Below are 24,522 nucleotides of genomic sequence, written 5' to 3' on the forward strand. Positions count from 1 at the left end.
TTGACTGATCCCTGGAGCCTCCATGAACAAGCATCTGCTACGCGCGTCTCTTGCCGCGCTTGCCCTCACAGACCCGGTCGCGGCTAACGCCTACGAGAAAGGCGACTTCATCGTTCGCGCCGGTGCCGCCCACGTCCAGCCCAACGAAGACAGCGGTGAAGTCCGCCTGGACGGTGCCAAGGTTTCCGGCACCAAATCGACGCTGGATGGCGATACTCAGCTGGGCCTGACGTTCGCTTACATGCTGACCAACCATATCGGCATCGAGCTGCTGGCTGCCACGCCGTTCAACCACACTGTATCAGTCAAGGGCCTGGGCCCCGGGCTTGACGGCAAACTGGCCGATGTCAAACATCTGCCGCCAACCCTGTCGCTGCAATACTACCCGATGGAGCCTTCGTCCAGATTCCAGCCGTATGCGGGCGTGGGCATCAACTACACCACCTTCTTCGACAATGACCTGACCAGCGACCGCAAGAGTCAGGGTTTCAGCAACCTCAAACTCAAGGACTCGGTCGGCCTGGCCGCTCAGTTGGGCATGGACTACATGATTACCGACAACGTACTGGTCAACGCCTCGGTCTGGTACGTGGATATCGACACCAAAGCGACAGTGGACGGCCCTTCTGCGCTGGCAGTCGGCCAGACCAAAGTCGATGTGGACATCGACCCGTGGGTGTACATGGTCGGTGTGGGTTACAAGTTCTGACCTGCACATTTTCAAACGCTACACACAAGAAGGCACCCTTATCGGGTGCCTTTGTTTTTTGTGGGACTTTGATAGTTCATTTCGAAGTAACGGAGTATCGTCTTCGCGGACAAGTCCGCTCCTACGCGTACTCACGGTATTCTGTAGGAGCGAACTTGTTCGCGAATAGGCAGTTACAGTCGATGCACTTTCCGCGTCTGGAATATCGTCTTCGCGGACAAGTCCGCTCCTACATCGAGAGATCGCGGATAGGCGACGCATCGCCCGGTCCGCTCCTGCATTCACTGCCCTATCAGCAACTCAAGCCCGCGCTTCAAGGGAGTGACTTCGTCGAGGGTGAAGTGCTCCAGCAGGCGCTGATTACTGGCGCGGGAGTGTTTGATGTCTCCCGAACGCGGCGCCTGATAGGTGACTTGTGGCTGTTTGCCAACCACTTGCGAAAGTGCCGACAACAGCTCATTGAGCGAGGTGGTGTTGTTCAATCCGACGTTGATCGCGCCTTCGATGGCGCTGTCTCGTGACAGGGCTTGCAACAGCAGTTTGAGCAGGTCGCCCACGTAGAAGAAATCGCGCGTCTGCTCGCCATCGCCAAACACGAGGATCGGCAGGCCGTTCTGGAGGCGCTCGGCAAAGATGCTGATGACGCCGGAATACGGCGACGACGGGTCCTGGCGCGGGCCGAAGATGTTGAAGAAGCGAAAGATCACCGGCTCCAGGCCATGCTGGCGGCGGTAGAAGTCCAGGTAGAACTCGCTGGCCAGTTTGTCCGAAGCATAAGGGGTCAGCGGTGCTTTGGTGGTGTCTTCGGTGATCGCTTCGCCTTCGCCGTTGTTGCCGTAAACCGCTGCGCTGGACGCGAAGATCACCCGCTTGATACCGGCCTCGCGCATCGCTTCGCAGACATTCAGCGTGCCGATGAAATTGCTTTGATGGGTGCGCACCGGGTCATCGACTGACGCCTGCACCGAGGCCACCGCAGCCAGGTGCACGACCGCCTTACAACCCTGCGCCACGCGCTTGACCAGCTCGGCATCGGCCACATCACCTTCGATCAGTTCAACCCGTGGATTATCCAGCGGCAGGTTGCTGCGCTTACCCGCCGAAAGGTTGTCGAGGATGCGCACGCTGTGCCCGCTGGCGAGCAATGCGTCGGTCAGGTGCGAGCCGATGAAACCCGCACCTCCGGTGATCAGAACAGGAGCGTCAGACATGTCGATAATACCGATCCAGCAGGCTTGGCAAGCCGGCCCGCCAGGCGCGGGGCTTGATGCCGAAAGTGTGGAGAATTTTCTTGCAGGCGAGTACCGCGTGTTGCGGCTCTTCGGCTGCGTCGGGACGCGCGGCATGCGCCTGCGCGGTAGGCGATTCGATAGCCAGCGGGTGCAGCAGGCGCGCTTCGGTGAGTACCGCCTGACCCAGTGCCAGCGGCGTGGTCGCCTCATGGCCGGCATAGTGGTAAGTACCCCACAACGGCGCTTCGCAATCGAGTTGCTTGATCACCGAAATGATCACCCGCGCGGCGTCGTCGACCGGCGTCGGGTTGCCACGTCGGTCATCGGCCAGCAGCAATTCGCCGGGCTCTTTGGCACGCGACAGAAAGCGGCCCAGTACGCCGTCGGCGCTGTCATCCAGCAGCCAGCCGAAACGTACCAGCACATGTTGCGGGCAGGTCGCGCGCACGCTTTGTTCGATACGCCACAGCGCCTGGCCGCGCAGGCCCAATGGCACAGGTTCGTCTTTTTCGCTGTAGGCGGTCGCACGCGAGCCATCGAACACGCGATAGCTGGACGGCTGGACCAGAGTGATGTTGTGGTGCTGACACAGTTCGGCCAGGCGCTCGACAGAGCGTTCCTGGTGGGTCAGACGCGCTTCGCTCACGGTCTCCGCCTGAAACCAGTCGAAGTAGTAAGCAAGGTTGATCAGGGCATCGGGACGGGTGTCGTCAAGCAGTTGCGTGAGGCTCGCCGCATCCCAGCCGTCTTGCGGTGGACGTGGTGCGAGGAAACCAATGTTTTCCTCGGCACCCAGACGAATCAGCGCCTGCCCGAGGGCATTCCCGCCGCCCAACAGCATAAGGCGCATTCGCATAGAGTCAGCAGGCTCGGTGTCAGATAATCAAACGAACAATCAAAAACGCCTGCAAACATAACACGTTGACTGCCAACCCCCAACAGTTGCGCAGCCTCGCCGGTTAATGACGCCAAAACAAGGCGTTACAGCGCCTCCCTCAAGCCCGTCGCTATCAGTTATTGAGCCGCAGGCCCTGGCGCGCCGCCCCCCTTGGGCAGACCCAGCGGTGCTGGCGCAGGTGCAGAAGGTGTGGCAGCAGCAGGGTCCGACGGCGCAGGAGGCCCTTCGGGTTCGGCGCCCGCTTGTGGATTGTTGAAGCCAGGCCCCATGACCATCTGTGGATAAGTCTGTGAGAAATGTACAGTCGGAGTTTTATCCACAAGCCGCTTGAGACGCTCGTTGAAGGCGCGCCCCACTGCGTACTGACCACCGGAAGAGGTACGGAATTGCGCGGTCAGCACCATGCCGTTGAGGTTCATGCTGTCTACGCCGAATACCTCCAGCGGCCCTTGCAGGTTGTGCTTGAGCAGAATGTCATCGGTGATCGACTGCCCGGTTTCGCGGATCAGAGCCAGCGCATCGTCGATATCGGAGTCGTAGGTGAACTGCACCGAGAAGAACGCATAGGCGAATTGTCGCGACTGGTTGGTGACCGCCTTGATCTGCCCGAACGGCACAGAGTGGACGAAGCCTTTGCCGTCACGCAGGCGCACGGTGCGAATGGTCAGGCTTTCAACCGAGCCGGAATGGCCGGTGCTGAGCACCACCCAGTCGCCCACCGAGAAGGTGTCTTCGATGATGATGAACAGGCCGGTGATGACGTCCTGCACCAGTTGTTGCGAACCAAAACCGATGGCCAGACCGACCACCCCGGCACCCGCCAGCAGCGGCGCGACGTTGATGCCCAGATTGGCCATGGTGGTGATCGCGCAGATCACCACCAGAATGATTTTAACGGCGTTGCGCAGCAGCGGCAGGATGGTCTTGATGCGCGTGCTCGGCTGGCGGCCGCTGCGATGGTTGACCGGCGGTTTGAGGGCTTCCTGAATCGCGGTGTCGAGCACCACCCACAGCAACCAGGTGACCACAAATATCAGGCCGATGCTGCTCAACGAGTCGCTGATCACCCGGCCCAGAGTATTGCGCTGGGCAAACTCGAACATCGAGAAGCCCCAGATACGCCCCAATACCTCAATGAACGTGATGGCCAGCGCAATGCGCACCACCGCATACAGCAGGCTCAGCAGGCGCGCCTTGTACACATGGCCGCCGCGCCCCAGAGATTCGTTCGGTTTGAACAGGTGCTGGAAGACCGTACTCAAAAACACTGTGGCGATCAGCAGAATGGTCGTGAACAACGCGCAACGCAGCGCTTCCTGACTGTCTTCACCGGCACCGATGAGGTTGATCGCCGAGACCAGAATCATCAGCAGAATAGGTAGGTGCCACAGGTTGGAGAATATTTTCAGCGACTGTTGCAGTGCAGGTCGTTGCAAGCGGCTGCCCAACGAACGGTTACGAATCAGGTGCGCGACCGGGCGACGTACCTTGATGATCAGCATGCAGAACACCACCGAGGCAAACAGCCCGGTGAACACTGCAACGCTGGTGGTCACGTTACTGCCCAGTTGGCGGGCGATCTGCGGGCTGGTTAGTGCATCGCTCAGCGCCGCCAGAAAGCCGACCACAAACAAGGGCCTTGGCGCGTAGCGGCGGATCATGCGCACCGCAGCGCGCTTGTGCCCGGAGTTGAACATCACGATCACACAGAGCAGCACCGAGGTGGACACGATGCCGCTGCTGGTCGCGTAGGCAAAACACAGCGCCAGCGCACGGCCGACCGATGCCGGCATGAAGTGGCTGACGTACAGGGTCAACGGCAGGCAGATGATCGCCGGCAATGTGAACGGCAAGACGTATTTGAGCAGCGCCTGGCTGCGCTCGCGAACGTGGATAAAGTTGGTTCGGCACAGGCGAACGGCGAGGAAGCGTCCGAGGGTCGTCAGCACCGCGAACGAGCCGATCCATACAAACGACAGGGCAAGAAAGTCGCCCACGACACTCCACGGAGAGCGCGTCGTGCGTTTGTTGACCAGCTTTTCCAGTTCATCGGCTGCGCGGTCGGCGCGCAATCGCCAAGCATCGAACAGGTTGTCGTCCAGATTGAGCTTTTCCTGGACGTCATCAATGCCGGAGCTGATGGCCCCAAGCAAACCGCCCTGCACCAGAAGCTCGGCGGCCGTATCGGCTGTGGCAGGGTCGGCAGCAGCGTCTGACTTGGAATCGGTTTTTTCAGCGGCCTTTTCATCCGGCTTGGGCGCTGCTTTGTCAGCAGCCTTGTCATCGGCTGGCACCGCAGCGCCCATGGGCAGTGCAGGAACATCGGCCGCTTGAAGAGTGAAACTGCCTGCGAACAACAACAGACCCGACAGGATCAGGATTTTCAGCTGAGACGCCACGCAGTTCTCCTTAAATGGACAGGTCCGGGGGCTTTAGTCCCAAGGAACTGATTCCCGTTTGCCCGGCAAGTTCGGTTCCGGAAGGCAAATACGGTGAGCCAATGTTTCAAAAGCCGCCTTGGCAGCGTGCATTTAGTCTTCCCGGCTGAACTATGCAAAGGGCTGAATGCCGGAATTATCGGGAGCTGCCAAATGCGTCGTTAAATCTGTCCGCAATGGCGCTGCGCCGACCAATCCGACATCGAGAGGAATCTGCATGAGCACGTTCACCACACAAGATGGCACCGAGATCTATTACAAGGACTGGGGTACGGGCAAGCCGGTGCTGTTCAGTCACGGCTGGCCGCTGGATGCGGACATGTGGGAATACCAGATGGAATACCTCAGCAGCCGCGGTTACCGCACCATTGCCTACGACCGCCGCGGCTTCGGTCGGTCCAGCCAGCCGTGGACGGGCTATGACTACGACACCTTCGCCGACGACCTTGCCGCATTGATCGAGCACCTCGACCTGCGCGACGTGACACTGGTCGGTTTCTCGATGGGCGGCGGCGACGTGACGCGCTACATCGCCAAATACGGCAGCGAGCGGGTCGCCAAACTGGCCTTGTTGGGCTCGGTGACGCCGTTTTTCCTCAAGACCGAAGACAACCCGGAAGGCGTCGACAAGTCAGTCTTCGACGGGATCATGGACGGTTTGCTGAAAGACCGTGCGCAGTTCATCTCTGACTTTGCCACTGCGTTTTACGGCATCAACCATGGCCAGAAAGTCTCCGAGGGCGTACTGACCCAGACGCTTAACATCGCCCTGCTTGCCTCGCTGAAAGGCACGCTGGATTGCGTCACCGCGTTCTCGGCAACGGACTTCCGTGCTGACATGGCGAAAATCGATGTGCCGACCCTGGTGATCCACGGTGATGACGATCAGGTGGTGCCCTTCGAGGCCTCGGGCAAACGTGCTACCGAACTGATCGAGGGTGCCAAACTGAACGTCTATTCAGGCGCACCGCATGGCTTTGCCGTGACTCATGCACAGCAGCTGAACGTGGATTTGCTGGCGTTTGTCGCGAGCTGACACAGCCACTGTAGAAATCCCCTAGCCCGCCGCCATCGATAGAAAAATCCTGACCGAGCGGCAGCGGTCATAATTAATACACACACCGAGTATTAATATCAGCACCAGTTGAAACGAGCCCGTCGCCAACGCGCCGGGCTCGTACTCTTTCGCTGGTGAGCTGAACTCATGTCAACGCTGATCCTGCCCCGCCGATTACCGCCGCGTCAGTTACGCCACTGGCCAGAACAGCCAAACGGCGGCTGCTCGGTCGCCCCGTCTGCGCTGCTTGTGCCGCAACAGCCCCCAGCGCAACCACGAGCATGGCCGCAAAACGCACTGGCGATCATGGTTGCGCTCGGCTTGCATGCTGCGCTGGCGTATTGGCTGACAACCGAGCACACACAGGCGCCAGAACCCACGCCGCCAATGCCGATCACCGTGCAATGGGTGCCGCCGCCAGCACCCGTGCCAGTCACGCAGCCCGCTTCACAACCAACGCCACAGCCTGCGGCCGAACAACAGCAGCAGGCTCCTGCGCCTGCGGCGCCTAAACCCACAGAATTGCCAAAACCCAAAACGCAGGCGAAAACGGTCGCAGCAAAACCCGTCGCACCGACGCATTCCGCGGCGCCTTCTACCGCACCTTCCACAGCACCGACGACACCTGCGCCCGCGACAGCACCGTCGCCCGCTGCAGCGCCCGCGCCAGCACAGACCACCACTGCGCCCATAGGCCGTGCCGGTTACCTGAACAACCCGCCCCCGGTCTACCCGCCGGCCGCTGCGCGCAGGCATCAGCAAGGTACAACGTTGCTGCGCGTTCATGTGCTGCCCAACGGGCGTACCGATCAGGTGCAAGTGCTGCAAAGCAGTGGCGTCCCGGCGCTGGACGAAGCCGCGCAGGCCGCTGTCCGGCAATGGACTTTTATTCCCGCCAAACGCGGCGACACCCCGGTTGAAGGCTGGGTCAACGTGCCCCTGGCTTTCAAACTCGCACCCTGAGGCTTACGTCATGAACACTGCTTACTCCGTACTCATTACTCAATCTTCGATGACGTTGCTGGTGATTTTCTCGCTGGTGACCTGGGCGCTGCTGCTCGGCAAGACCCTTCAGCACTGGCGACTGAGCCGCCAGAACCGGCGCTATTCGACGCAATTCTGGGCCGCCCGCGACCTGAAGAATGCGCTGCACCTGCCCCACAGCGAAGGCAGCCTGGCACGCCTGACCGACGCCGGTGCCCAAGCCCTCGCAGCGCCGCACGACTCGCCGGACCTGGGCCACAGCTGGAATCGTCAGGACCTGCTGGAGCGCAGCCTGCGCCAGCAAATCCACAAGGAGCGTCGTCGCCTGGAGAGCGGCATGATCCTGCTGGCCTCGATCGGCAGCACAGCGCCCTTTATCGGCCTGTTCGGCACCGTCTTCGGAATAATTCACGCACTGACGGCGATCAGCCAGGCCAAGTCAGCGAGCATCGCGGTGGTTGCAGGGCCCATCGGTGAAGCCTTGGTGGCGACCGGCGTCGGTATCGCCGTCGCCGTGCCAGCCGTGCTGGCCTACAACTTTTTCGGACGACGCATGAAGCTGGTGATCGCCGACCTGGAGGAGTTCGCCGTGGACTTTCTCAACCTCTCGCAGCGCAACGCCTTCCGGCTGCAACCCGAGAGCCGCGACAAGGCAACACCCAACCTGAAAGGAGTGAGCTGATATGTCCTTCTCCACCGCCAATGACGACGATGCAATCAGCGATATCAACATCACGCCGCTCGTAGACGTGATGCTGGTGCTGCTGGTGACGTTCATCGTCACCGCGCCGTTGCTCAACAACTCTATCCCGCTGGACCTGCCGCAAACCGTCGCCACCACCTCACTGGATCAGGCAAGCCCGACAGTGGTGAGCGTCGACGCCAGCGGTGGTGTGTTCATTGACAGCCAGGCGGTGGCAATGGAGCAACTGCCGGACGCGCTGCAAGCCCTGCACGACCAGGATCCGGACGTCGCCGTCAGCCTGCGTGCCGATCAGGCGACCCGTTATGGCCGAGTCGCTCAGGTACTGGCTGATGTGCAGAAGGCCGGCATCAGTCGCCTGTCGGTGATCACTGAAAGCCCCTGAACAATACCCGTCGTCACACACATGACCCGCCGCAAGCGCGGCCCCCTGACGCCTCCAGGAAAACCTTTTCATGAGCATTCGATCGATACCGCGCGCCTCCCGATTCCCCGTGACGCGTCTCGCGCTGCTGATTTCATTGAACTCACTGTGCCTGATCAGCCCGTTCATTCAGGCCGACGACAACGTGCCGGCACCTGTGACGCCACCCGCCAGCGACGACGCCGCAGCCATGACGCTGGGCACCGTCTCGGTCATCGGTCAGGGCGAAACACGCCAGGTACAGCGCGTCACACAAAAGGATGTGAAAGCTTATTCCGCAGGCACCAGCCCGATGAAAGTCCTGCAACGCCTGCCGGGCGTCAACTTCCAGTCCGGCGACCCGCTGGGCCGCGAAGAAGGCAGCCAGCGCATCAGCCTGCGCGGTTTTGACATGCACCACCTGGGCTACACACTGGACGGCGTGACGCTGGGCAACATGAGCTTCGGCAACTTCAACGGCCTGAGCATTACCCGGGCGATCATTGCGGAAAACATCGCAGCCAGTGAAGTAGCGCCCGGCATCGGCTCACTGGGTACGGCGTCGAACAGCGACCTGGGCGGCACCATCCAGTTCACCAGTTCCAACCCCGAAAAAGAATTCGGCGCACAGTTGTCGCAGACCATGGGCAGCTACGACACTTCACGCACGTTCATGCGCGTCGATACAGGCGAATACAACGGCCTGTCGGCCTACGTGTCTGGAGAGAAATACGACGCCGACGCCTGGAAAGGCCACAACAACCCGCAAAAATCCGACGCAGTGAACGCCAAGGTCAACTACAACTTCGGCGACAACCGCGTGAGCTTTTTTCACAGCACCTCGTCCCACGACGAAGCCAACCTGCCGTCGTTGTCGCAAAGCATCATCCAGCGGCTGGGCTACAACTGGAGCTACTACACGCCGGACTGGCCGCGCGCGGTCAACGCGGCCAATGGCATTTATACCGGCGGCGTGACCAGCGCAGGCGATGCAACCTACAACGCCAGCAGCCTGCGTGATGACGAACTGGACATCCTCAACGGCAACTTCTCGCTGACCGATGACCTGGTGCTGGACGCCACGGTCTATCACCACCACGACTCGGGCCGGGGCAACTCCTACTATCCGTTTGTCTACACCAGCGGCGCTACCACCGTGCCCAGCAACGCAATTCGCAGCACGGTTTACGGCATTGACCGAACCGGCTTCCAGAGTTCGCTGACCTACTTCCTGGGCCAGCACGAAATTCAGGCCGGGTTCTGGATTCAGTCGAACAAGAACGACATCGCCCGTTATCTGTTCGATACCACCAATGCGACGCCGCAGAACCACATCGTCAAAACCAACGGCCTGCAGCTGGCGGCCACGGTGCTGGACCAGAGCTACAACGACCTGACTCGACAGTTCTACCTGCGTGACACCTACACCCTGCTCGATGACCGGCTCAAACTTGAGTTCGGCGCAAAAAATACCGTGACCACCTCGACGGCCGAAGGCAAAGGTGGCGGTTATGCCAGCGGCTCGCTAGAGGCGCGTGACAGGTTTCTGCCGCAGGTCGGCGCGACCTACAAACTCAACGACAGCGATGAAGTGTTCACCTCTTACTCGGAAAACATGGCGGCCTTTCCGAGTGGCGGTTACAGCCCGTTCTTCACCACACAGACTGCAGTCGATGCGCAGAACGGCTTCAAGGACCTGAAACCCGAAACCTCGAAAACCGTCGAACTGGGCCTGCGCCGCAGCACCCAGCTGTATTCGGCCTCCGCCGCTGTCTACAACACCAGGTTCGACAACCGCCTGGTGGCGATCACCAACTGCACTGGCATCGTCATCTGCCAGAACGGCGTGGCCAACGTCGGCTCGGTCACCAGTCGAGGGCTGGAGCTGTCATTTGGCCTGACACCCAATGAAAACTGGCGCTGGTCCAACTCGATGTCCTACAACCACAGCACTTACGATGACGACTACGCCAGTGGCGGCAGCACCGTGCAGGTGAAAGGCAAGACCGTCGTCGACACGCCGAAACTCATGTATTCGAGCAACCTGGACTGGAACTGGGAACACTGGAACGCTGGCCTGCAAGGCAACTACATCAGCAAGCGCTATTACACCTACACCAACGACTCCAGCGTCAGCGGCTACTGGCTGGCGAACGCTAACCTCGGTTACGACTTCGGCAAACTCGGTGCCCTGAAAGACACCACCGTCTCGCTGAACATGGTCAACCTGTTCGACAAACGCTACATCTCCACCCTCAACACCGACGCCAGCGCAGCCGCCGACCCGTCAGGCAATTTGCAGATTCTTCAAGTAGGCACGCCGCGCAGTGCGTTTGTGACGTTGGGGGTGAAGCTTTGATGTTTTGCTGACTGTGGACAGGCGAAGGATCGCTCGGTCCACTCTTGAGTGACGCTGCGTGACTCACTCCGTGAGAGCGAGCTTGCTCGCGAAGGCAATCTTCCAGTCGATGCACGATAAGCGTTGGTTGCCTGCCCTCATGGCGACGAACAGCGCATCGTGCTGCATACTCCGCACATACCAAGCGCTGACCTTTATCTGGACATCACATGACACCCAACGCAGAACTCTACAACCCGTCCACCGAATACGCCGACAAGCTGATTTCACGCATCGGGCAAACGCCCTCGTGGATCGCCAAACGCATTGGCGTGACGGACAAGCGCATTCGCTACATTCTTGATGGGGAAAGGACGGTCAAGGGCGAGACCACGGCGATTCAGATGACGTATACCGAGCAGTTTGCGCTGGAGTGCCTTGTGGCCGAGGCAATTGCGTTGAGGAGGTAGGTTTTTTAATGGACTACCGATTTCAAATCAGACTCCTTTCGGCCAGCATCGGAGGGGGCAAAGGTCTGATAGAAATTATTTCCTGCTCGAGAGCCGCGATCAATGAGAGTTATTCGTAGCAAGGATTTCACCGCCACTCGCGCTTGGGGGGCTGACGACATCGCTAACATGGATGGAACCACCGTCCGCCTCCACTGGACCGACCAGCCATATAAGTGACATGTCAACGAGGGTGAGGAAGTCTTCGCAGTCCTCGACGGCACGGTGGATATGCATTATCGCGAGTCAGGCATCGAACACGTAGTGACATTGTTGGTTGGCGACGTGTTTTTCGCTGGGGTGGGATGTGAACATGTTGCGCATCCTCGTGGAGAGGCACGGATTCTGGTTATCGAACGTGAAGGCAGCGTTTGATTCGACCAGGCTATCGCTCATCATTACCTTTCCACGCTCAAGCGGTTGCGGCTTTCGGCCAATGGTAGCTATCGGCCGACTGCGTCCATTGTGATGTGGATGCTTCGGCCGCGAGTATCACGCTCCAGGCTTAGGCGAGGATCTGTCAGCATATGAAATCATTCTACGAAAACATCCGGGATTTCCTCACCAACGGCACTGTACCCGGCTCGCTCAATGGCTAGCTGCAGGAGAAATGTCCTATAGGAGTCGCGAAAAAATTATAATTTGTATGGTTTCCAGGGAAAAACTTATACCTGATTGTCAGTGTCCTGAATGAGCCGACAGTCACTTTCGTTCAGGCCTCTATTTGCAAGCAACTGTCTACTTGAACGTTACGCCCTCCCCCAACGTCAAAAAAACTCAGCCATGCTTCTCAAGGTGCCTTATGAGTTTGATACCCGAACTGAACAGCAAAGCTAACGTGCTGATAGGCGGGGCCAGCCGAGGCATAGGCTTGGCACTGTGTGCGGCTTTGCTCGCTCGTGATGATGTGGCTTTGGTATGGGCGGTAGCGCGAAAAGCCAGCAGCTCTGTCGAACTGGCAAAGCTTGCAGAACAGTATGGCCAACGCCTGAAACGAGTCGACTGCGATGCGTCCAATGAGCAATCCCTCGAAACGCTCGTGAGCGAGACACTTGAGGGGTGCGATCATCTGCACCTCGTTATCAGTACCTTAGGCATTCTTCATCAGGACGGCGCAAAAGCAGAAAAGGGCCTGGCACACGTGACGCTTGCGAGCCTGCAAGCGAGCTTCGCGACCAACACCTTTGCACCAATCCTGCTGCTTAAACACCTACTCCCGTTATTGCGTAAAAAACCTTCGACCTTCGCGGCGCTCTCCGCGAGGGTTGGCTCTATTGGCGATAATCGATTGGGTGGCTGGTACAGCTACAGAGCCAGCAAAGCGGCGCTCAACCAGTTGCTGCACACCGCCAGTATCGAATTGAAACGCCTGAACCCTGCCTCTACTGTTCTGGCAATACACCCAGGCACGACTGACACGGAACTGTCTCGGCCATTCCAGGCGAACGTGCCTGATGGACAACTATTCGAACCGGCGTTCTCTGCGGATCGCATTATTGCGTTGGTAGAAGCACATGGTCCGGCCGACAGCGGGACCTTCTGGGACTGGAACGACAAACCCATTGTCTGGTGACTTATTTCACTCGTGAAAACAAGATCACTAGCAGCCCGGCGCGGCTATCTGCCCAGATGTTTTCTGGCCAATAGCTGCCGTCGTCACCGTGCGTTGCCGGTAGCTACCAGGTCGAAGGGCCGAGTCATCACCATGACAGATAAAGGCTTAGAATCGGCGGAATGACCGTACCTCTTCCTCACTCATACGCTTTCCATCCGGCATTATTACTTCAAGAGTGGATTCAACGAGTGGCGGCTGCGGACGAACGGCTTGCTCGCTTGCCCTTGCCTCGACTCTGCGCTCAATCATGGAGGGGTATCTGGAAGCAATCAAAATAATAAGCCCCACAGGAGCGAAGATCACTATCAACACTCTCAACACTTCAAGCCGTTCACTGCGCTTATCCATAAGCTCCTCCTTTTTTCCGCTGGGCCTGGCCTCGGCTACCTATCACACGTCAAACCCAAGCAAACCAGGCTCTGTACGAAAACAAGGCCTTATTCCCGTCAGAATTTCTGAGATATAGTGACTCGGTGCCACGCTGGCAGGGACAATCAAAAACAGGCTGCACGAGCAAGTGAACGTGCCGCACGAATGAATAAGATTTGATCAGGAGATCGATTTGGCAATCACCCCAGCCTTCCGCTAAACGGCCTGAGCATGCATGTGGCTATGTTGACCTGAGCGTGCCACACCCGAGGGCGATGCGTGCCTACGTATTATTCAGCCTACTGTTGGCGAGCACCCTTAGTCTTGACGCTATTGCCGATCAAACAACCCCAGACAGACCAGGATTGACCCAAGTTGAAATCGCAGGTCGGCAGTTCAGCCTGAGCAATGAGAAGGGCCGTTGCGTGCTTAACCGAGCGGGCGATCCCCCTGTGAAAATGGACATGCAATGGCCATGTCGCTTCAGCGAGAACAAACAGCTCAATGTGCGAATCGAAGACCATCGGCAGTCGTTAGTCTTTATGGTCGAGCGCAGCGTCCCTATGCCCGCACCCAGTACGGACTGCCTCACAGACCTTCAGGCTGTTCGCCTTTTCAAGGGTCAACTTGAAATAGCACCTTCAATGCGGATAAGCGCCTGCGGTCCCGGCCTCTGGGATCAAAAAATGTTTATTTGCAATTCGACTGAATCATATTTCAAAAAAACAAATGTTATACGGTTCAAACAAAAAACCGCTCTTTCAACGGCACCAGTGCCGCCCCGATAGCCGCCGCATCCCCATTGGTCTCACTCAGTAACAACCGAGGCCTCGGCGGTGGCGCGTTATACCGATGGGTCCCCCAGAAAGTCGTCGCCGCAATCAGGCGCTTCCCCAGTTCCACTGGCAATTGCCCGCCAAACACCACCGCCTGAGGATCGAACAACCCCGACAGCGCGTTGACCAGCCGGTCCAGCGTTGGCTGGATTCGTTTCAACCAGGTATCGACACCGGGCCAGTTGGGGTCGAAGCGCAGGCGCAGGTCTTCGATGGAATCCACTTGCACGCCTTTCTGATGCAGTTCTTCCAGCAAATAGCGCAACGCCGGGCGGTTTATTGATTCTTCGTCGTTGTAGAGGGTGATCTCGCCTGCGTTGCCGTGGCTGCCGAAGTACGGTTTACCGTTGATGACCACGCCTGCGCCGAAGCCGAAGTTGAACGACAGGTAGATGAAGTTGCTGGCCCAGGCGCCAACGCCCACCAGGCTTTCGCCGATGGCGGCTGTGGTGGCGTTGTTTTCCAGCCAGACCGGCATGCCGAAGCGTTCTTCAAGTACCGGCTGCAAGTCGATCAATGACCAGTCGCGCAGCGGCTCCGGTGCATTGATCTGGCGGTTTTCAAGGAAGAATCCGGCGATGGCGAAGCCCATACCGATGACGCGGTCCGCCTCAATGCCGTTACGCTGAAGCATGCGTTCGATGGTTTTCGCCAGCGAATCCAGCGTGCTGTTGCGGCTCAACGGGGGCGTGCGCAGGGTGACTTGTTCCAGCACGTTGCAGCCCAGGTCCGCAACGCAGACCACTGCCGAGTCGGTGTTGATCGACACGCCGATGGCATACACCGCCTCGTTGACCAGTTCGATGCGCGGGCTCGGTTGGCCTCGGCCATTCTTCACCCGCTCGCCGCTGCGCAACAGGCCACGACTGATCAGCTCTTCGATCAGGCGGTGCACCGACTGCTGCGCGAGGTCCATTTCGGTCGATACCGTGGCGCGGGTGATCGCGCCTCGACGACGAAGGATGTCCAGCAGTTTGCGTTCATTGAGGCTCAACGGTTGGTGCGAAGAAAGGGCAGTGTCGAGGTCGAGAGGCATGGAATCTACAAATCAAAGGAGGATTAAAACAGTCGGCGTGTGGAGCAGTGTATCGCTCGTCGCCAATTGCACACTTCAATCATGAAAATTTAATAAACATTGAGCAGGTCACAAATACTACACACAAGATGTATTAAATGGCAGTCAGTTCTTGTGAGTGCTCCCATGCCTTTCATCAGTAGAATTTTTTCCGTACTGGCACTGCTGCCGCTTGCCACTCAGGCGTTCGCCGCACCCGCCGAGTTCTGGTACGGCCACAGCGGTGCAGCGGCGAGCGCCATCGCAGACGTGTGCAGAAGCTTCAATGCGCAACGCGAGGATGGCGATCGCCTGCACTGCATTCGCCAAGGCACTTACGAGCAAACGCTGCAGAAAACCGTCGCCGCCTATCGTGCCGGCATAGGCCCGGCACTGGTGGAGATTTATGACGTCGCCACGCCGGACATGCTGTTGGGCGGTGCTACGCAAGCGGTCGAAACGGTGATGGCCGACCATCAACGAGCCTATTCAGATGACACGTTTCTACCCGCATTGCGGCGCTATTACTCAGATGATCACGGTACGCTAGCGGCTCAACCCTTTGCGGCGTCGACAGCGGTGTTTTATACGCACCGAAAAGCGCTGGCTGCAGCGGGCATCAGTGAACCGCCCGCCACGTGGGAAGCTTTCGATACGGCCTTGCGGGCCTTGAAGAGAAGTGGCCACACGTGTCCTGTCGTCACTGAGTTTTCCCCGTGGATCTGGCTGGAACAGACCAGTGCCGCACAAGGCACGCCCGTCGCGATCCGCGCCGCAGGCACCGACCATTATCAGTTCGACAAAGGCACGCACGTGCGCCTGATGACCGACCTTGCGCGGTGGACCGCCGAAGGCCTGGTGCGGCACCAGGACTCGACCCGCAGCGGCCAGCAGGGCCTGGCGTTTGCCACCGGCGACTGCGCCATGCTGCTGGATTCAACAGGCAGCTGGAATGTCATGCACGGTGATCTGGAGTCTGATATCGAGGTGAGCGCGCTGCCGATCTACGCTCAAACCCAGCGCCGCGCCAACGTCCCCGGCGGCTCTTCGCTGTGGGTGATGCGCGGGCATTCTGCGCACGATTATCGAGTGGTTTCGGAATTTCTGGCGTTCGTGCTGCAACCGGATAAACAACTGATGTTCAGCGCACGGACGGGTTACCTGCCGGTCACTCAGGCTGCGGCTACGCGATTGCAATCCAGCGCACAGAAGCCCTCGGCGGTGGCGGTCGGGCTCGCCGTACTCAACGATATCGACGGGCAGCCCTCAGCTCCGTTGCGTTGCGGCTTTATCACACTGATGCGCTTGATCTGGTTGCAGGAAATGGAAAACGCGCTCGCAGGCCGTCAAAGCGTCGATCACGCCCTGCGCCAAACCACGATGCGCGCCAACGAACTGCTCAGCCTGTTTCAACAGATGCACCAGGCTCAGGCCAGCAACTCAGCTTTAGACACACGTCCTGCGGGAGCGAGCCAGGCGACGCTTCGCTTGCTAGGGAAGAGGCCAGTACAGCCCTCGGAAATTGGGCGCGCGGACGATCGCTTCGGTGAGCAAGCTCTCTCCGACAAGAATCTCCACTCGAGCGAGGTAACGCCATGAAGGCTGGTGCGCATTTTCCGCAATCGCGTTTGGCGCTGCTGTTCGCGCTGCCGCAGTTGCTCGCGCTCGGGCTGTTTTTCTATTGGCCTGCGCTACAGGCACTCTGGTGGTCGTTTCATCTGGTGCCCCCCTTTGGCGGTCACGAAATTTTTGTCGGCGTGAGCAATTATTGGCGAGTATTGAAAGACCCCGGCGTGCTCGCGTCGCTGGGCTCGACGCTGGTGTTCAGCCTGTCGAGCGTGATGCTTTCGATCCTTATCGCGTTGGTGCTTGCGCTGTGCCTTGAGCTGAAGCTGCGTGGCAACGCGGTGTTTCGCAACCTGCTGATCTGGCCCTACGCAGTATCGGGCGCCACCATCGGCATTGTCTTTCACGTGCTGGCCAATCCGGTGATGGGCATTTTTGCCTGGCTCAACGCGATCGCCCCCGGCACCTGGGCGCCCTACGCCAACCCCGTGCAAAGCATGCTGCTGCTGATCGTGGCGTATGCCTGGTGCCTGGTGCCGTTCAACTTTGTGATGTTGGTCGCCAGCCTGAAGTCGGTGCCAGACGATTACCTCGCCGCTGCGGCAATGGACGGAGCAGGCCCCTTGCGTCGCATGCTCGATATTCAATTGCCACTAATCGCGCCATATCTGCTGTTCGTGTTCGTCATCGACCTGCTGGAAAGCCTGTCCAACAGTTTCGGGCTGGTCGACACACTTACTCACGGCGGGCCGGGCGACACCACCAATGTGCTGGCCTACAAGATTTACACCGACGGCTTCATGGGGCTGGACCTCGCCGGATCATCGACGCTTTCCGTGCTCATGCTGCTGGCAGTCGTGGCGTTGAGCGTTGCACAGTTCAAGCTCATGTCACACTTCAAACGCCGCGGGGTGAAAACATGATCGGGCACAGTCGGCTGCTCGATGCAGGTGCCTACTTACTGCTGACGCTGGGACTGGTGTTCGCGTTGGGGCCGCTGTATATGGCGGTCTGCTCGGCAACCGTCAGCAACTCGCAGCTGTTCACTCACGGCCTTGCGGTCGTGCCCGGCGACCAGTTGCTGGAGAACCTGCAGCAGGTCACCCGGCGTCTGGACCTGCTGCGTCTGCTCGGCAACAGCCTATTGGTCGCCACGCTGGTGGTGATCGGCAAGCTGACGCTTTCGGCCTTGACCGCCTTTGCGGTGGTGTACTTTCGCAGCCGTTACACGTCAGTGATTTTCTTCGCTGTACTGGGCGCGCTGTTGCTGCCGCTGGAAGTGCGCATCATCCCCACCTATGCCGTGGCCAGCGACCTGTTCGGGCCGCTGCGCACGGTATTGCGATGGCTGGGCATCCAGTGGCTGCCGGTGCCGACCATTAATCTGCTCGACAGCTATACCGGCCTCGCCCTGCCCCTGATCGCTTCGGCCACCGGTACTTTTCTGTTTCGGCAGTTCTACCAGACCCTGCCCGCCGAACTGGTCGAGGCCGCGCGAATGGATGGCGCAGGGCCGTGGCGCTTTTTCATCGACATTCTGCTGCCGCTGTCGAAGACCAACTTCGCTGCGCTGGGTACGCTGGTGTTTATCGGTGCCTGGAAAGACTACCTGTGGCCGCTGGTAGCGACCAATCGCGAGGACATGCGCACGCTGGTGCTGGGCGTCGCCAGCTTTCTGCCGACCGATGCGAGCCAGGTTCCTGAATGGAACCTGCTGATGGCCGCGGCGGTGGTCAGCATGCTGCCCCCTATCCTCGTCATTGCGCTCATGCAGCGATGGTTCGTCAAAGGCCTTATCGGAGTCGGTAAATGAACGCGCTCGCCCCCATTACCTGTGCGCCGGAGATTGTCACCAAAGGGCTGCACAAAACGTATGGCACCGGGCACATCCTTCATGGCCTGGACCTGACGTTCAAGGCTGGCGAACTGAACGTCATCCTCGGCCCGTCGGGGTGTGGCAAGTCCACACTGTTGCGCATGGTCGCCGGGCTGGAGGACGTCAGCCAAGGGCAGATTCTGATGGGCGGCCGCGACGTCACACCTCTGCCGCCCAAGGAACGTGGCTGCGCGATGGTGTTTCAAAACTATGCGCTCTACCCGCACATGAGCGTGGCAGACAACATTGGCTATGCGCTCAAGCTGGCTGGTATTTCGCGCAAGCAGCGCGAGCAGCGCGTACGGGAATGCGCCAGCTCGCTGGGGCTGGAGGACCTGCTGCAGCGCAAGCCCGGCGAGCTGTCCGGTGGTCAGCGCCAGCGCGTCGCCATCGGCCGGGCGTTGATTCGCAAACCGCCGGTGCTGCTGTTCGATGAGCCGCTGTGCAACCTGGACAGCGCGTTGCGCCATGAGATGCGCTTGTTGATTCGCAGCCTGCACCAGCAGACCGGCGCAACCATTCTGTACGTTACCCACGATCAGACCGAAGCCATGACGCTCGCCGAGCGGGTGGTGATTCTCAACCAGGGCCGTGTCGAGCAGATCGGTACGCCCGCCGACATCTACGATCATCCCGCCAGCACATTCGTCGCCCGCTTCATCGGCACCCCGCCGATGAACCTGCTGCCCGTAACCTGTCTGGAAGACAACGTGCTGATGCTCGCAGACGGGCAACGCCTGCCCATAAAGCTCGGCATCGGCGCCATCAGTACAGGCAAACGGTTGATGGGGTTGCGACCCGAGACCTTCACGCTGGATCAGAACGGCGTGACCGCCGTGGTGGAGTCTTCGGAAAATCTCGGCAGCCACAGCCTGCTGTATTGCCAACTGGCCGGCACACGCTGCGTGGTCAGCCTCGCCGACCGGCACCACCTGTCGCCCGGCACACAGGTGCGGCTGGCAATCAATCCCACGCCCCTGCTGTTCGATATCGAGAGCGGCCAACGCCTGCTCTTTTCCTTCTCACACACCGCCAAGTGACCCGCCATGCCCAAACTTGCTCCCCTTGTCCGCTCGTCTCTGATTTCCCATCGCGGCGCCAAGGCTTACGTGCCGGAAAACACTTTGCTGGCTCTTGAGAAAGCTGCCGAGTGCGGCGCGAAATGGGTCGAAATCGATGTAAAACTGACCCGCGACGGCCAGCCTGTGGTGATTCATGACGACATGCTCGACCGCACCACTAACGGGCGCGGCGCTGTCGTGCTTCATGATCTGAGCGCCATTCGCACGCTGGACGCCGGCGGCTGGTTCGCAGCGGAGTTCACTGGCCTGCAGGTCCCGACATTTGAAGAAATAGTGGCCTGTGCGTTACGCCTCGAGCTCGGCCTGCAGGTCGAACTCAAACCGACGATTGGCGACGACGTGGAGACGGCAGAAGTGGTTATGCCAATCCTCAAAAATCTCTGGCCTGCCGACAATGATCAGCTATTCGTCTCAAGTTTTTCAGTGCGCTCCCTCACTGCCGCTCGCCGGTTGTGGGCCGACGTACCGCTGGCCATTGCCTCGGTGGTAGCACCTGCTGACCCGGTCGCACTGCTGGCCGAATATGACTGCCGAATACTCCACGTACTTGACGATATGCTCGATGACCATCACCTTATTCGCCTGAAAAGCAGCGGCGTCGAATTCGCCGTGGCTACCATCAACAGCCCGAAACGCGCGCGCTACTTACTTGAACACGGCGCGCAATCGATTCTCAGCGATTACCCGGACTTGTTGAACCTGCCAAACGGAGGCTGCCTGCAATGAACAACCGACTCAGCGTCGCCATGCAAGCCGTAGAAAAGGCCACTGGCCTGGCTATGGCGTATTTCAACGACCGCCACACCCTCGACATCACCACCAAAAGCGCGCAAGACCTGGTCTCCCGCGCCGACTTTGAAGTCGAGCAACTGCTTCGTGCAGAGCTGGGTAAACACTTCCCCGACGATGCAATCCTTGGCGAAGAATTGGGCGGCGAATTCATCACCGACGGCTGGGTCATCGACCCCATCGACGGCACCGGCAACTATCTGCGCGGCACACCACTGTGGGGCATCGCCGTCGCTTACATGTCGGCAGGCGTGCCTGAAATAGGCGTCGTCGCCTACCCGGCCCTGGGCTACACACTGGCCGCCCGTACCGGCGATGGCTTGCTACGCAATGGCATCCCTTTCGTGCGCCCACAACCGCCAGAACACCTGCGCATTGCCGGCATCGGTGAAAACACCCGCTGGGACGCCGAAGAGCTGGGACGGCTACAACTGACCTTGCGCCAACAAGGCTGGGGCCTCGCCGGCTATCGCTGCGCCACCATCGGCCTGGCCTTTGCTGCACTGGGGCAGACAGACGGGTACATGGAGAAATTCACCAGCCTGTGGGACATCGCTGCGGGTGCGGTTATCTGTCGTGAAGCTGGGTTGCTGTGTGAGATCGAGGGCGAGCAGAAGCAAGGTTCCATGACAGTGATGGTCGGGCGTGAGGAACTGATGGGGATTTTTGCGGGGTGATCGGCTAGCGCACACATCAGCCCAGTTGGCGTCTACAGACATTAGTGCAGCCAAGGCTCGATAAAGAAAATGCTTTATCGAGCCCCTTGCAGAGCATCGAACGTAGCGATAACCGCATCATGGGGTTTCTACAACGCCCCAGCGGTTCGCACGAAAGAACGAAGCAACATCATTGAACCTGACGCCCATTTCGCGCATCGCCTGATGCGCGTGTCTCGCCGTGAGCTGTCGGACATAAAAAGGTTCGCCGACGACAAAGTGATGAATCCCGTGAGTCGAGCCGAAATTGGCGCAAAACAACTGCAACGGCCAGACCCATGGGTTATTCAAGACCTGTGTCTGAGTTATAAAGTTTTTAGGGTCGACATCAGCATAATAATGAATATTTGAAGTAATGAAGTGGAGACAAAAGCTTCTCAGCACATTGGGGGCAATGAGCACAACGACCAGCGTATTCATTACAGCCACCCACGCGCTTAGCCCATGAGTTTCGGCATAGATTCCCGGCGCACCATTGAAGTAATCCAGGGTATGAAACACAAGAAAAACATACCATATACTCCAGCTCAACATGGTAAGCGGAACATATGCCTTGGCGCCCGCCAGCAGAAGCCTGACCTTGTTTTTCCACCCGGCCTCGCGCGCGATCATCACTGTGGTTGAAAGCATCAGGTCGCAGATCATGAAAAATCGCAGGACACCCCACGGCGTGCCATTGGACAGCGTACGCTCTTCCAGATCAGCCTCAGTACCCGAAAACTTATGGTGATTGAAGTGGTGCTGGCGTCGAACCCACGGGTTGATCGTCGTCGGCCTGGCGAGCCAAGCCAACCCGAGCATCAGGTTATGAGCGATGCGGTTTTTGCGGAAATACATATAGTGAATCAGGTCGTGTTCCAGCTCATGCGTCAGTGAGGCAAAGAACGCATTTGCCGCCCACACACCTGGGAATGACCTGATTGATATAAAACCGCGCTGACTGTCATTCCCAACGGGGCGAAACACAGAATGCCTGCACCTATCGCGCTTTGCCTTTGCAGAATCGGATAGTTCTTTCTAAGCGCAACTGACGCAACCCTTATTGCACTTTGAATATATGCCGTTTTTGCTGCCAGAGTGGCAGAAATGCTTTCCAACGAGTCCATGTCAGCTCCTTCGCTCCATGCCAATATAGAGCTGATGTGAAGACTAGACCGATAGCTTTTTATCGAGAAATACTTGTTTGGACTAAAGCACTCGATAATGTGACCACTATAAAAAACTCCGACGTCAGCGTCTTGTCCCATAGCCTTGATTTGGCACCGTTGACGCTGATGACCAGCCGACGCCGGGAACGACCCGCTGCCCCCGCACGTCAGACCTGCATCGACTCACTGAAAAGGTACAGCGCAATGGACAAGACGATCACCGCAGACCAACTGGCCACCACTGACCTCAGATCAATCAACGAGATATGGCTCGGCGGCACTCATACCGAGCTGTGCCTGTGCCTGTGGCGTGGCGAGCAAATCTTCACCCACGACATGCTCAGCGAGGGCACCCACGATCAGAATGTCCGGCGCCTGTGCTTGCAGCTGGTCGACCCTGACGATCAGGCGGCAGTGGCCAGCGTCGAGGTGATTGTGCGCGAGCGGTTGGAGAAGATGGGCAGCGAGGGCGAGTTTTATCCGGCTGAGAATGTGGATACGCATCAGTAAGCAGGCTGATTACACGCGCTCCTGTATGTTCAGGGTCAAACGGGTTTGCCATCGATTGCGAAGACGCGCTGCCTCCAGATAGGCTGGATTCCTGACCGGTTTACTCATCTCGAAAAAAACCCTCTGGCTTTACGGCGCAGAGGGCTTGGTTTCAAACACGTAAAGCGATGATCAGGTTATGACGGATGTCTACCTGATCGAGGGCTTTTACGTTTTTGGCTAGAACGGAATATCGTCATCAAAGCTGTCAAAGTCAGCAGCCGGCTGCGGCGCTTGTTGTTGCGGCGCCGGGCGCGAATCGCGCTGTTGTGGCGGCTGCTGGTTGTAGTTCTGCTGAGGGGCGGACTGCGGCGGCGCCGATTGCTGTGGGCGCGACTGCTGTGGACGAGGTGCGGACTGGTTGTAGTTGCCGCCACCACCCTGACCTTGTTGAGCGTCGCCCTGTGGACGGCCGCCCAGCAGTTGCATGGTGCCTTGCATGTCGACGACGATTTCAGTGGTGTAACGCTTGATGCCGTCTTTTTCCCACTCGCGGGTCTGCAGCTTGCCTTCGATGTAGACCTGCGAACCCTTGCGCAGGTATTCGCCGGCGATTTCGGCAACCTTTCCGAACATCGATACACGGTGCCACTCGGTCTTCTCGACCTTCTGGCCGCTCTGCTTGTCAGTCCATTGTTCGCTGGTTGCCAGACTCAGGTTGGTCACGGCGTTACCGTTAGGCAAGTAGCGAACTTCGGGATCCTGGCCGCATGTACCGACCAATATGACTTTGTTAACCCCACGGGCCATAACGTTCTCCTAGGTGCATAGGGACAAAAGAATTTTTCCCAGGGCCAAAAAATTTGTCTATATTTCTGGTAGGGGTCAAAAAAATTTCCGAAATGCGCCGCTTGATGGACGATCTTAGGTAGCAACGTGCCATGGCGTACGCGTTTTCATGATCTCCTAGTTTACCCCACACGGCTCCGGAACGAAGCCTTTATGATCAAACCGAACAACTGTTCTGACTCTCGGTGACTCCCTAGCTCAATCTCCCTCACTCAGCTGGCGGGGGATCGCCGATCAGGAGGCGGTATGGCAGGCACGAAATGCAGATCCCCAAATCCAGATTTGGTGGACAGGTGGATAGCAGCCGGTTACGGGCAGGGTGATGGCGCCGGTTATAAGCCGTTCATGTACGTCCGAGACGTTCCATCCACCGGGACATCGAGTATGGTCAAAAGCCGGGTAACTGGGCGCACCCATCACTACCTATCTCGGCAAGAATTTAAGGTCCATCTTGAAGCCGAGTATTCGAGGTCCACAAAAAACATTCGAGAACAGTATCCGCTGCTTCCCTTGGCGGAAACCCAGCAGATAGCGGCGGATCTCGGTGTGCGACATCCAACCTACCCTACGACAAGAACACCAACAGTGATGACCACAGATCTTCTACTCACACTTGATTGGCAGGATGGGGATCAACTTCTAGCGATTAGTGTGAAGCTGACGAAGGACCTAACGCATCGAAATCTAGAAAAACTGCTGATAGAACGAATTTATTGGAATAACCGAGGTGTTAAGTGGGTGCTTATCACCGAGAAAGGGCGGCGGCAAAAACTGAGCGCAACACCTGACCAATCCGGTACGGTGAACCTATGTCATATCATGAACTCAGCATTGAAGAACGCATCACGATCCAGTTTGGCCA

22 protein-coding genes and 3 pseudogenes are annotated in these 24,522 nt (G+C 58.5%); 18 read left to right on the forward strand and 7 right to left on the reverse strand.

What is annotated here, in order from left to right; genetic code table 11:
* Nucleotides 1-22 precede the first annotated feature (22 nt).
* Complete coding sequence (locus DW49_RS0109790) at nt 23-709, forward strand: OmpW/AlkL family protein (protein ID WP_005614360.1); 687 nt, start codon at nt 23-25, stop codon at nt 707-709.
* 281 nt (nt 710-990) lie between these two features.
* Here DW49_RS0109790 and DW49_RS0109795 read toward each other — a convergent pair whose 3' ends face one another.
* From DW49_RS0109795 to DW49_RS0109805, 3 genes are all read right to left on the reverse strand, one after another.
* Nucleotides 991-1,920 (reverse strand): NAD-dependent epimerase/dehydratase family protein, encoded by a 930-nt coding sequence (locus DW49_RS0109795; protein WP_005614358.1) that lies wholly within the window; start codon nt 1,918-1,920, stop codon nt 991-993.
* The gene (locus DW49_RS0109800) at nt 1,913-2,797 is read right to left on the reverse strand and encodes a sugar nucleotide-binding protein (protein ID WP_020304365.1); all 885 of its coding nucleotides are present in this window, start codon (nt 2,795-2,797) and stop codon (nt 1,913-1,915) included. The genes DW49_RS0109795 and DW49_RS0109800 overlap by 8 nt, the downstream gene beginning before the upstream one ends.
* A gap of 158 nt (nt 2,798-2,955) precedes the next feature.
* Nucleotides 2,956-5,238 (reverse strand): mechanosensitive ion channel domain-containing protein, encoded by a 2,283-nt coding sequence (locus DW49_RS0109805; RefSeq protein ID WP_005614356.1) that lies wholly within the window; start codon nt 5,236-5,238, stop codon nt 2,956-2,958.
* Nucleotides 5,239-5,494: 256 nt separating this feature from the next.
* Here DW49_RS0109805 and DW49_RS0109810 point away from each other — a divergent pair, with 256 nt between their 5' ends.
* The 8 genes and pseudogenes from DW49_RS0109810 to DW49_RS0109850 all read left to right on the forward strand — a co-directional run bounded on the left by DW49_RS0109810 (nt 5,495) and on the right by DW49_RS0109850 (nt 12,844).
* A complete protein-coding gene (locus tag DW49_RS0109810) occupies nt 5,495-6,313 on the forward strand; it encodes an alpha/beta fold hydrolase (protein WP_005614353.1) in 819 nt (272 codons plus the stop codon).
* 168 nt (nt 6,314-6,481) lie between these two features.
* On the forward strand, nt 6,482-7,297 hold the full coding sequence (locus DW49_RS1000000134210) for an energy transducer TonB (RefSeq protein ID WP_024421227.1): 816 nt from the start codon (nt 6,482-6,484) through the stop codon (nt 7,295-7,297).
* 10 nt (nt 7,298-7,307) lie between these two features.
* The gene (locus tag DW49_RS0109820) at nt 7,308-8,000 is read left to right on the forward strand and encodes a MotA/TolQ/ExbB proton channel family protein (protein ID WP_005614346.1); all 693 of its coding nucleotides are present in this window, start codon (nt 7,308-7,310) and stop codon (nt 7,998-8,000) included.
* 1 nt (nt 8,001) lies between these two features.
* On the forward strand, nt 8,002-8,406 hold the full coding sequence (locus tag DW49_RS0109825; RefSeq protein WP_005614343.1) for an ExbD/TolR family protein: 405 nt from the start codon (nt 8,002-8,004) through the stop codon (nt 8,404-8,406).
* A 70-nt stretch (nt 8,407-8,476) separates the two neighbouring features.
* On the forward strand, nt 8,477-10,783 hold the full coding sequence (locus tag DW49_RS0109830) for a TonB-dependent receptor (RefSeq protein ID WP_005614341.1): 2,307 nt from the start codon (nt 8,477-8,479) through the stop codon (nt 10,781-10,783).
* A gap of 209 nt (nt 10,784-10,992) precedes the next feature.
* Entirely contained in the window at nt 10,993-11,232 is a 240-nt protein-coding gene (locus DW49_RS0109840; RefSeq protein WP_003379167.1) for a hypothetical protein, read from the forward strand.
* A 102-nt stretch (nt 11,233-11,334) separates the two neighbouring features.
* Nucleotides 11,335-11,646, forward strand: a pseudogene (locus DW49_RS1000000129925) (cupin domain-containing protein).
* A gap of 427 nt (nt 11,647-12,073) precedes the next feature.
* On the forward strand, nt 12,074-12,844 hold the full coding sequence (locus tag DW49_RS0109850) for an SDR family NAD(P)-dependent oxidoreductase (protein WP_005614336.1): 771 nt from the start codon (nt 12,074-12,076) through the stop codon (nt 12,842-12,844).
* A gap of 147 nt (nt 12,845-12,991) precedes the next feature.
* On the opposite strand, the gene DW49_RS0109855 is transcribed toward DW49_RS0109850, so the two are convergent.
* The gene (locus tag DW49_RS0109855; protein WP_024420082.1) at nt 12,992-13,234 is read right to left on the reverse strand and encodes a hypothetical protein; all 243 of its coding nucleotides are present in this window, start codon (nt 13,232-13,234) and stop codon (nt 12,992-12,994) included.
* A gap of 296 nt (nt 13,235-13,530) precedes the next feature.
* Here DW49_RS0109855 and DW49_RS1000000129930 point away from each other — a divergent pair.
* Nucleotides 13,531-13,950 (forward strand): annotated as a pseudogene (locus tag DW49_RS1000000129930) (hypothetical protein); the annotation flags it as partial.
* Between the two features lie 46 nt (nt 13,951-13,996).
* Here DW49_RS1000000129930 and DW49_RS0109865 read toward each other — a convergent pair.
* On the reverse strand, nt 13,997-15,127 hold the full coding sequence (locus DW49_RS0109865) for an ROK family transcriptional regulator (RefSeq protein ID WP_005614334.1): 1,131 nt from the start codon (nt 15,125-15,127) through the stop codon (nt 13,997-13,999).
* A gap of 165 nt (nt 15,128-15,292) precedes the next feature.
* On the opposite strand from DW49_RS0109865, the gene DW49_RS0109870 reads away from it, so the two are divergent.
* The 6 genes from DW49_RS0109870 to DW49_RS0109895 are packed head-to-tail and all read left to right on the forward strand — an operon-like array spanning nt 15,293 to nt 21,135.
* Nucleotides 15,293-16,744, forward strand: a complete 1,452-nt coding sequence (locus DW49_RS0109870) for an extracellular solute-binding protein (protein ID WP_005614332.1) — start codon at nt 15,293-15,295, stop codon at nt 16,742-16,744.
* Nucleotides 16,741-17,634, forward strand: coding sequence for a carbohydrate ABC transporter permease (locus DW49_RS0109875; RefSeq protein WP_005614329.1), 894 nt, complete (start codon nt 16,741-16,743; stop codon nt 17,632-17,634). The genes DW49_RS0109870 and DW49_RS0109875 overlap by 4 nt, the downstream gene beginning before the upstream one ends.
* The gene (locus DW49_RS0109880; protein ID WP_024420080.1) at nt 17,631-18,524 is read left to right on the forward strand and encodes an ABC transporter permease subunit; all 894 of its coding nucleotides are present in this window, start codon (nt 17,631-17,633) and stop codon (nt 18,522-18,524) included. The genes DW49_RS0109875 and DW49_RS0109880 overlap by 4 nt, the downstream gene beginning before the upstream one ends.
* Nucleotides 18,521-19,627, forward strand: a complete 1,107-nt coding sequence (locus tag DW49_RS0109885; protein ID WP_005614327.1) for an ABC transporter ATP-binding protein — start codon at nt 18,521-18,523, stop codon at nt 19,625-19,627. The genes DW49_RS0109880 and DW49_RS0109885 overlap by 4 nt, the downstream gene beginning before the upstream one ends.
* 6 nt (nt 19,628-19,633) lie before the next feature.
* Nucleotides 19,634-20,395, forward strand: coding sequence for a glycerophosphoryl diester phosphodiesterase (locus DW49_RS0109890; protein ID WP_024420079.1), 762 nt, complete (start codon nt 19,634-19,636; stop codon nt 20,393-20,395).
* Entirely contained in the window at nt 20,392-21,135 is a 744-nt protein-coding gene (locus tag DW49_RS0109895; protein WP_005614319.1) for an inositol monophosphatase family protein, read from the forward strand. The genes DW49_RS0109890 and DW49_RS0109895 overlap by 4 nt, the downstream gene beginning before the upstream one ends.
* 117 nt (nt 21,136-21,252) lie before the next feature.
* On the opposite strand, the pseudogene DW49_RS1000000133625 reads toward DW49_RS0109895, so the two are convergent.
* Nucleotides 21,253-22,280, reverse strand: a pseudogene (locus DW49_RS1000000133625) (fatty acid desaturase).
* Between the two features lie 246 nt (nt 22,281-22,526).
* Here DW49_RS1000000133625 and DW49_RS0109905 point away from each other — a divergent pair.
* Complete coding sequence (locus DW49_RS0109905; protein WP_024421228.1) at nt 22,527-22,832, forward strand: hypothetical protein; 306 nt, start codon at nt 22,527-22,529, stop codon at nt 22,830-22,832.
* 219 nt (nt 22,833-23,051) lie between these two features.
* Here DW49_RS0109905 and DW49_RS0109910 read toward each other — a convergent pair whose 3' ends face one another.
* Nucleotides 23,052-23,621, reverse strand: a complete 570-nt coding sequence (locus DW49_RS0109910) for a single-stranded DNA-binding protein (RefSeq protein ID WP_024421229.1) — start codon at nt 23,619-23,621, stop codon at nt 23,052-23,054.
* Between the two features lie 285 nt (nt 23,622-23,906).
* Between DW49_RS0109910 and DW49_RS1000000129940 the strand changes: the two genes are divergently transcribed.
* The coding region (locus DW49_RS1000000129940; RefSeq protein WP_024421230.1) for a TnsA endonuclease N-terminal domain-containing protein at nt 23,907-24,522 on the forward strand (616 nt) is incomplete at its 3' end.

Origin of the sequence: Pseudomonas avellanae BPIC 631 (genome assembly GCF_000444135.1) — a bacterium.
In the GTDB taxonomy this organism is placed as follows: domain Bacteria; phylum Pseudomonadota; class Gammaproteobacteria; order Pseudomonadales; family Pseudomonadaceae; genus Aquipseudomonas; species Aquipseudomonas avellanae.